General features: G+C 74.4%; 1 protein-coding gene. It reads left to right on the plus strand.

Features of this window, described 5'->3' with window-relative positions; genetic code table 11:
* The first annotated feature begins 53 nt into the window (after positions 1–53).
* Positions 54–9,623, plus strand: coding sequence for an amino acid adenylation domain-containing protein (locus ACFP1Z_RS10765; RefSeq protein WP_390315798.1), 9,570 nt, complete (start codon positions 54–56; stop codon positions 9,621–9,623).
* Positions 9,624–9,636 lie beyond the last annotated feature (13 nt).

Raw genomic sequence — 9,636 nt, forward strand, 5'->3', positions numbered from 1 at the left:
CCCACGCGCGCGAGCGGTGCGGCGCGCTCCGCACCGAGTATGGAGCTTCACACATGGAATCTGCTGTCCCCTCCGTCTCCCCCGCAGCGCGGCCCCTGGAGCGCACGCTGCACGAGCTGTTCCAGGAGCAGTCGGCCCGTACACCCGACGCCACCGCCCTGATCTCCGGCGGCGACACGCTCACCTACGGGCAGCTCAACGCGGACGCCAACCGGCTCGCCCGCCACCTCACCGCACTCGGTGCCGGACGCGGCGAACTCGTCGCCGTCTGCCTCGAACGCGGACCCCAGCTCATCACCGCACTCCTCGCCGCCCTCAAGACCGGCGCCGGATATGTCCTGTTGGACCCGGCCTTCCCCGACCAGCGTCTCGCCGACATGGCCACCGACGCCCGCGCGCGCCTCCTCGTCACGGTCGACGCGCTCGCCGGACGCCTGCCCGCCGTCGACCATGTCGTCCGCCTGGACACAGCCGCTCTCGACACCCTCGACAGCAGCGACCTCCCGGCCACCTCCGGCCCGGAAGACGTCGCCTGCGTGATGTTCACCTCCGGCTCCACCGGCCGCCCCAAGGGTGTCGTCTCCCCCCACCGGGCCGCCGTCCGCATGTTCTTCGGGCAGGACTTCGCGGAGTTCGGCCCGGAGCAGACCTGGCTGCAGGCCGCCCCCATGTCGTGGGACGCCTTCGCCTGGGAGCTGTGGGGCGCGCTGCTGCACGGCGGCCGCTGTGTGCTGCACCCCGGTTCCGCCCCGGACCCCGAGGTCATGGCCCGTCTCGTCGCCGAGCACGGGGTGTCCACGCTGTTCCTGTCCACGAGCCTGTTCAACGTGATGGTCGACGAGTACCCGACGGTGCTGGGCTCCGTACGGCAGATCGTCACCGGCGGCGAGGCCGTCTCCCCCGCGCACATGGCCGCGCTGCTGAGGACGGCTCCCGCGCTGCGGCTGGTCCACGCGTACGGTCCCGTCGAGAGCATGATCTTCGCGACCTGTCACCGGGTCACCGAGGGCGACCTGGGCGGCACCACCGTCCCGATCGGCACGGCTGTCGCGCACACCCGCGTGCACGTGCTGGACGAGGAGCTGCGGGCGGTGCCGGACGGCGAGCCCGGCGAGGTGTGGATCGGCGGCGCCGGTCTGGCGCTGGGCTATCTGCACCAGCCGGCGCTGACCGCCGAGCGGTTCGTCGCCGCGCCCTTCGACCCGGCGGAGCGCCTGTACCGTACGGGCGACCGGGCGCGCGTCCTCCCGGGCGGCGCGCTGGAGTTCCTGGGCCGTATCGACGACCAGGTCAAGGTCCGGGGTTTCCGCGTCGAGCCGGGCGAGGTCCGTACGGCCGTGCTCGCGCACCCCGACGTGGCCTCGGCGGCGGTGGCCGCCGTGCGGCGCGGCAACGGGGCCCGGCAGCTCGTCGCGTACGTCGTCGCCAGGGCCGGGCACAAGGCCCCGGACACGGGCGCGCTGCGCGCGTTCCTCGCGGCGTCGCTGCCCGAGCACATGGTGCCCAGCGCCTGCCTCGCCCTGGAGCGGCTGCCGCTGACCCCGGCGGGCAAGCTCGACCGTGCGGCGCTGCCCGCCCCCGACTGGAACGCGCTCGCCCGCGCCGCCTACGTCGCCCCGCGCACGCCCGCAGAGACGGCTGTCACCGAGGTGTGGGCCGAGGTGCTGGGCGTCGAACGCGTGGGGGTCGAGGACGACTTCTTCGACCTGGGCGGTGACTCGATCCTGAGCATGCGCGTGGTCTCCCGGCTGCGTGCCGCCCTGGGCGTCCGGCTGCCGGCGCGGGCCCTGTTCGCCGCGCCGACCCCGGCCGCGCTCGCGGCGACGTTCACTGCCCGGGAGGAAGGGGAGGACCGCGCCGAGGAGCACACGCCGATCCCGGTACTGCCGGCCGCCGAGCGCGCCGGAGCGCTGCCGCTGTCGTACGCGCAGCAACGCCTGTGGTTCCTCTACGAGTTCGAGCAGGGCGCCGTCGAGTACAACACCTCGGTCGGCCTGCGGCTGACGGGCCCGCTGGACGTGGCCGCGCTGCGCGGGACGCTGCTGGCGCTCTCCGAACGGCACGAGGTGCTGCGGACGACCTTCGACGCCGTGGACGGCGTCGCGGTGCAGCGCGTGCACGACGTGCTGGAGCCGGAGCTGCGTACGGCCGTGGCCGACGGCCCGGAGGAGCTGGAGGCGCTGCTGCGCGAGGAGCAGCTGCGCCCGTTCGACCTGCGGCAGGGCTCGCCCATGCGGGCGCTGCTCGTCCGCACCGCCGAGGGCGAGCACGTGCTCGTGCTGACCCTGCACCACCTCGTCACCGACGGCTGGTCGATGCGGGTGCTGGTGGAGGAGCTGGCCGCGCTCTACCCGAAGGTGCTCGCGGGCGGCGTAGGCGCCGCGCGCGGGGTTCTGCCCGGACTGCCCGTGCAGTACGCCGACTTCTCGGTGTGGCAGCGCCGGGAGCTGTCGGGGCCGGAGCACGCGCGCAGGCTCGCGTACTGGAAGGACAAGCTGGACGGTCTGGTGCCGCTGGACCTGCCCACGGACCGGACGCGCGCCGCCGTCCGGGCCACGGCCGGTGCCGCGCACCGCTTCGAGCTGCCCGCCGGCCTGGTGGCCGCCCTCAGGGAGCTGGGCCGCGGGCGCGGGGCCACGCTGTTCATGACGCTGGTCGCGGGCGTGCAGGCGCTCCTCGCGCGCTACAGCGGCGAGAGCGACATCGCGGTGGGTACGGCCTCTTCGGGGCGGTCGCGTGCCGAACTGGAGGAGCTGGTCGGCTTCTTCGTCAACACGCTCGTGCTGCGGTCGCGGGTGGCCCCGGAGGAGGGCTTCGCGAGCCTGCTGGACGGGGTGCGGCAGACGGTGCTGGAGGCGTTCGACGCCGAGGACGTGCCCTTCGACCGGGTCGTGGAGGCGGTCGCGCCCGAACGCGACCTCAGCCGCAACCCGTTGGTGCAGGTCGTCGTCGCGCTGCAGCAGGGGCTTCCGGAGGTGCCGGACGCGGGCGGGCTGCGCGTCGAGGAGTACGACCTGCCGCGCGTGTCCTCGCGTTTCGACGTCTTCGTCGAGTTCTGGCCGAAGGGCGCCGGCGGTGAGGCGCTGGAGTGCGTCATCGAGTACAGCACGGAGCTGTTCGACGCGGTGACGATCGAGCGGATGGGCCGTTATCTGCGGGCCCTGTTCGCGTCGGCGGTCGCCGAGCCGGAGCGGCCGGTGGGCACGCTCGCGCTGGTGTCCGCGCCGGAGCGGCGCGAGCCTGCGGCGGAGCGGGCCACGTATCCGGCGGAGCGCACGCTGCACGAGCTGTTCCAGGAGCAGGCGGCCCGTACACCCGACGCGACCGCCCTGATCTCCGGCGGCGACGAGGTCACCTACGGGCAGCTCAACGCGGACGCCAACCGGCTCGCCCGCCACCTCACCGCACTCGGTGCCGGACGCGGCGAACTCGTCGCCGTCTGCCTCGAACGCGGCCCCCAGCTCATCACCGCCCTCCTCGCCGTCCTCAAGACCGGCGCCGGCTATGTCCTGTTGGACCCGGCCTTCCCCGACCAGCGTCTCGCCGACATGGCCACCGACGCCCGCGCGCGCCTCCTCGTCACGGTCGACGCGCTCGCCGGACGCCTGCCCGCCGTCGACCACGTCGTCCGCCTCGACACAGCCGCTCTCGACTCCCTCGACAGCAGCGACCTGCCGGCCGCCTCCGGCCCGCTGGACCCGGCCTGTGTGATGTTCACCTCCGGCTCCACCGGCCGTCCCAAGGGCGTCGTCTCCCCCCACCGGGCCGCCGTACGGGTCGTCTTCGGGCAGGACTTCGTGGAGTTCGGCCCGGAGCAGACCTGGTTGCAGGCGGCGCCGATGTCCTGGGACGCGTTCTCGCTGGAGCTGTGGGGCGCGCTGCTGCACGGCGGCCGCTGTGTGCTGCACCCGGGTTCGACGCCGGACCCGGAGGTGATCGCCGAGCTCGTCGCCGCGCACGGCGTGAGCACGCTGTGGCTGTCGGCGAGCCTGTTCAACGTGATGGTCGACGAGTACGCCGATGTACTAGGGGGCCTCGGCTCCGTGCAGCAGATCGTCACCGGCGGTGAGGCGGCCTCCTCCGCCCATGTCGCCCGCGTCCTGGCCGAGTTCCCGGAACTGCGGCTGGTCAACGGCTACGGGCCGGTGGAGAGCATGGTCTTCGCGGCCACCCACCGGATGACGCCGGAGGACACCCGGCGGCCGTCCGTGCCGATCGGCCGCCCCATGGCGCACACGAGCGTCCACCTCCTCGACGAGCACCTCACGCCGGTCGCCCCGGGCATCCCGGGCGAGCTGTGCGTCGGCGGGGACGGGCTGGCGCTGGAGTATCTGGGGCAGCCGGAGCTGACCGCCGAGAAGTTCGTCACCGCGCCCTTCGACCCGGCCCTGCGCCTGTACCGCACCGGTGACCGGGCGCGGCTGCTGCCCACGGGCGAGCTGGAGTTCCTGGGCCGTATCGACGACCAGGTCAAGATCCGGGGGTTCCGTATCGAGCCGGGCGAGGTACGGGCCGCGCTGCTCGCGCACCCCGCGCTCGCGGCCGCCGCCGTGGTGGCCCTGCGCCGCGAGAACGGGCCCAAGCAGCTCGTCGCCTACGTCGTCGCCAAGGCCGGCCACGAGGCGCCGCAGTCCGCCGGACTGCGGGCGTTCCTCGGGGAGTCGCTGCCCGAGCACATGGTGCCCGGCGCGTTCGTCGCCCTGGAGCGGCTGCCGCTGACGATCGCCGGGAAGCTCGACCACCGGGCGCTGCCCGCGCCCTCGGACCTGCCGCGGCCCGGCGGGCAGTACGTGGCGCCGCGTACCGCCGCCGAGGAGACCCTGGCCGCGGTCTGGTCCGAGGTGCTGGGCGTCGCGAAGGTCGGCGTGGAGGACAACTTCTTCGACCTGGGCGGCGATTCGATCCTGAGCATGCAGGTCGTCTCGCGGGCGCGCGCGGCGGGGCTGCGGGTGCACTCCAAGGACGTGTTCCTGCGGCAGACCGTGGCCGAGCTCGCGGCGGCCGCCGAGGACGCCGGCACCACCGGCACGGAGCAGGCGCTCGCCGCCACGGGCGAGGTCCCGCTCACCCCGATCCAGCGCTGGTTCTTCGCCACGCGCCCCGAACACCCTGAGCACTTCGACCAGTTCCTGGTCCTGGAGCTGGACCCGGCCGTGGACCGGGCGGCGCTCGCCGCCGCCGTCGCCGCGCTGCCCCGGCAGCACGACGCCCTGCGCAGCGCCTACACCCGGGACAGTGAAGGCCTGTGGACGCAGCGCACCGTGCCGGCCGGCGACGGGAACGAGGTGCTGCGCACCATCGACCTGTCCGCGCTGCCGCCGACCGAGCAGGAGGGCGCGGTCCGCGCGTGGACCGGGCGGCCTGCGGCCCGTTTCTCCCTGGAAGGGGAGCGCAAGTTCGCGGCCGTGCTCTTCGAGCTCGGTGCCGGCCGGGCCCCGCGACTGCTGCTGAGCGCGCACCACCTGACCGTGGACGGCGTGTCCTGGCGCATTCTCACCGAGGACCTCGACACCGGGTACCGGCAGGCCGTGAGTGGCGGGCCGGTCGATCTGGGGCCGCGCACCACGTCCTTCCGCGAGTGGGCGCTGCGTCTCGAACAGCACACCGCCGACGGTGGCTTCGACGCCGAGGCCGGCTCCTGGCGGGCGGTCGCCGACCCCGCGGCCGCTCCGCTGCCGGTGGACGCGGACGGGCCGAACACGGTCGACTCGACGCGCACCGTCGAGGTGCGGCTGACCGAGGAGGAGACGCGGGCGCTGTTGCAGCAGGTCCCGCCGGTCTACCGCACGCGCGTCGACGACGTCCTCCTCAGCGCCTACGGGCGGGTGCTGGCCCGCTGGACGGGCCGGCCGCGCACGCTGGTCGACCTGGAGGGCCACGGCCGCGAGGAGATCTTCGACGGCGTGGACCTGACCCGCACCGTGGGCTGGTTCACCAGCCTCTACCCGGTGGCGCTGGCCGTCGACCCGGCGGCCGGCTGGGGCGAGACCGTCAAGTCCGTCAAGGAGCAGCTGCGTTCGGTGCCGGGCAGGGGGCTGGGCCACGGGGCGCTGCGCTGGTTCGGCGGCCGGGACCTGGGGGCGGGCGAGGCGCAGATCAGCTTCAACTACCTGGGCCGGTTCGACACCGACACGGACACGGGCGGGCTGTTCCGGCCGGGCGGCGAGGGCGTGCAGCTGACCGAGAGCGGCAGCGGGCCGCGCGCCCATCTGCTGGACGCGGTCAGCCGCGTCGAGGGCGGCCGGCTGGGCATGACCTGGTACTACTCGGCGAACGTGCACCGTGAGGAGACGGTGCGGCGGCTCGCGGAGGACACCGCGCGGGAGCTGCGCGCGCTGATCGCGCACTGCGCGGACCCGGCGGCGGGCGGCGTGACGCCCTCGGACTTCCCGCTGGCCCGTCTCGACCAGGCGGCGCTGGACGCCCTGGTGGGGGACGGCCGGGGGGTGGAGGACCTCTACCCGCTGACGCCGATGCAGAGCGGCATGCTCTTCCACAGCATGGCCGAGCCGGACGAGGAGCTGTACCTGGAGCAGATCGCGTTCGTGCTGGAGGGGGTCGGCGATCCGCGGCTGCTGGGCCGGGCCTGGCAGCAGGTCGTGGACCGCACGCCGGTGCTGCGCACGTCGGTGGCCAGTGCCGGGCTCGCCGAGCCGCTCCAGGTGGTGCACCGTGAGGTGACGCTGCCGGTCGACTGCCCGGACTGGCGCGGTCTTTCGCGGGAGGAACGCGGCGCGGCGCTGGAGAAGCTGTTCGCCGAGGACCGGGCGGCGGGGCTCGACGTGGGCAAGGCGCCGCTGCTGCGCCTGGTGCTCGCGGCGCTGCCGGACGGCGCGGTGCAGGTGGTGTGGACCTTCCACCATCTGTTGCTGGACGGCTGGAGCGTCTTCCAGGTGCTCTCGGACGTCTTCGCCTGCTACGGGGCGCTGGCCGCCGGTGACGGCACGGCCGCGCGGCTGCCGGTGCGGCCGCCGTTCCGTGAGCATGTGCGCTGGCTGTCGGGCCAGGACGCGCGGGCGGCGGAGCGGTACTGGCAGGAGGCGCTGGCCGGGTTCGCCACGCCGACGCCGCTGCCGTTCGACCGGCAGGTCGCCGGCCGGCACCGCACGCGCAGCTCCGCCCGGCTGGGTCTGGAGCTGGACGAGCGGGTCTCGGCGGGGCTGAACGCGCTGGCGCGCGAGCAGCGGCTGACGGTCAACTCCGTGGTGCAGGGCGCCTGGGCGCTGCTGCTCGCCCGGCACAGCGGGGAGCGCGACGTGTGCTTCGGCGCGACGGTCTCGGGCCGTCCGGCGGATCTGCCGGGGGCCGAGTCGGTGCACGGCATCTTCATCAACACGCTGCCGGTGCGGGTGCGGGTCGACGAGGGCGCCGAGGTGCTGCCGTGGCTGCGCGCGTCGCAGGCGCGGCAGGCCCAGGCCCGCCAGTACGAGTACCTGCCGCTGTCGCGGATCCAGGCCCGCAGCGAACTCGCCAAAGGCAGCGCGCTGTTCGACAGTGTCCTGGTCTTCGAGAACTATCCGATCGACGAGCGGGCGGGCGCGGAGCACGGGCTGCGGCTGCGGGAGCTGTACGCGGACACCGAGACCACGAACTATCCGCTGGCCGTGACCGTCTACCCGGGCGAGCGGCTGGCGTTCAGCTTCGCCTACGACCCGGCGGCCTTCGACCGGGAGACGATCGCGACGCTCGGCGCGCGGCTGCGGGAGCTGCTGGCGTCGCTGGCCTCCGCCGGGGAGGGGAGCACGCTGCGGGAGCTGGCGTGGCTGACGCGCCAGGAGCAGCACGCACTGCTGGCGCTGGGCACGGGCGCGTCCTTCGCCCCGGGTGCGGCGACGATGGTGGAGATGCTGGACGCGCAGGCGGCCCGTACCCCGACGGAGACCGCTGTGGTCTTCGGGGAACAGCGGCTGTCCTACGCGGAGTTGGCGGCCCGTTCCCAGCGGCTGGCGCGGGAGCTGATCGGACGCGGTGTCGGTCCGGAGGACCTGGTGGCGGTGGCCGCGTACCCGTCGGCGGACCTGGTGGTCGCGCTGCTGGGTGTGCTGCGGGCGGGCGCGGCGTACGTGCCGGTGGATCCGGCGCATCCGGCCGAGCGGATCGCCTATGTCCTTCAGGACGCGGCGCCGCGTCTGGTGCTGGCGGACGCGGCGGCGGCCGGGGTGCTGCCGCAGGGGTGCGCCTGCCTGCTCATCGACGGTGCGGGGACGGGCACGGACCTGTCCCCGGCCCCGGTCACGGACGGGGAGCGCACGGCGCCGCTGCGGCCCGAGCACCCGGCGTACGTCATCTACACCTCCGGTTCCACGGGCCGCCCCAAGGGCGTGGTCGTCGAGCACCGTTCGTTCGTGGACTACGTCGCGTGGGCGAAGGAGGCCTACCCGGGCGGGGCGGGGGCTGCGGTGCTGCACTCGCCGGTGACCTTCGACCTGACCGTCACCGCCCTGTACACGCCGCTGGTCTCCGGCGGGCAGGTGCTCGTCGCCGGGCTGCAGGACGGGCTCGCCGCGCCGGTGGAGCAGTGCACGCTGCTGAAGGTGACGCCCTCGCACCTGGCGCTGCTGGAGACGGTCGCGCCGGAGCTGCTGCCGACGGGTCAACTGGTGGTCGGTGGTGAGCAGTTGCTGGGCGAGGTGTTGCAGCAGTGGCGGCTGCGCCACCCGCACACCACGGTGATCAACGAGTACGGGCCGACCGAGGCGACCGTGGGCTGCATGGAGTTCCGCGTGGAGCCGGGGGACCCCGACGGGGTGGGCCCGGTGCCGATCGGCCGGGCGCGCGCCAACACCCGGATCATGGTGCTGGACGCCGAACTGCGGCCGGTGCCCCAGGGCGTGGCGGGCGAGCTGTACATCGCCGGCGACGGTCTCGCGCGCGGCTACGTGGGCCGTCCCGGCCTGACGGCCGAGCGGTTCGTCGCCGACCCGTACGGACCGGCCGGGTCGCGCATGTACCGCACCGGTGACCTCGCCCGTTGGAAGGCCACGGGCGGGCTGGAGTTCCTCGGCCGCGTCGACGACCAGGTCAAGATCCGCGGCTACCGCATCGAGCTCGGCGAGATCGAGTCCGCGCTGCTCGCGCACCCCACGGTCGCCGAGGCCGTGGTGGTCGCCGCCGAGTCCGAGGGCCGCAAGCGGCTGGTGGGCTACGCGGTGCCCGCCCCGGGCGCGGTCGCGGACGGCAAGGAGCTGCGCGAGCACACGGCCGCGACACTGCCCGAGTACATGGTGCCCGCCGCCGTCGTGGTGCTCGACGCGCTGCCGCTGACGCCCAACGGCAAGCTCGACCGGGCCGCGCTGCCCGACCCCGGGCAGGCCGCCGCGACCGGCGAGTACGTGGCCCCGGCGACCCCGACCGAGGAGGCGCTCGCCGGACTGTGGGAGCAGGTCCTGGGCGTCGAACGGGTCGGCGCGCACGACAACTTCTTCGACCTGGGCGGCGATTCGATCCTGTCCATCCAGATGGTCCTGCGCATGAAGGTCGCCTTCGGCCTGGACCTGTCCCCGCGCGACGTGCTGAGCGCGCCGACCGTCGCCGAACTGGCCTGGCTCGTCGAGGAACGCATCCTCGCCGAGCTGGAGGCCGCCGCCCTCGCGGACGCCGACGGCTCCGGCCCCGCCGTCTGATCCGCCCCCGCCT

The organism is Streptomyces gamaensis (genome assembly GCF_042656465.1).
GTDB classification, from domain to species: Bacteria; Actinomycetota; Actinomycetes; order Streptomycetales; family Streptomycetaceae; genus Streptomyces; species Streptomyces gamaensis.

Coding starts and splice junctions, on each gene's coding strand:
- ACFP1Z_RS10765 (WP_390315798.1), top strand. CDS start 54: ATGGAATCTGCTGTCCCCTCCGTCTCCCCCGCAGCGCGGCCCCTGGAG.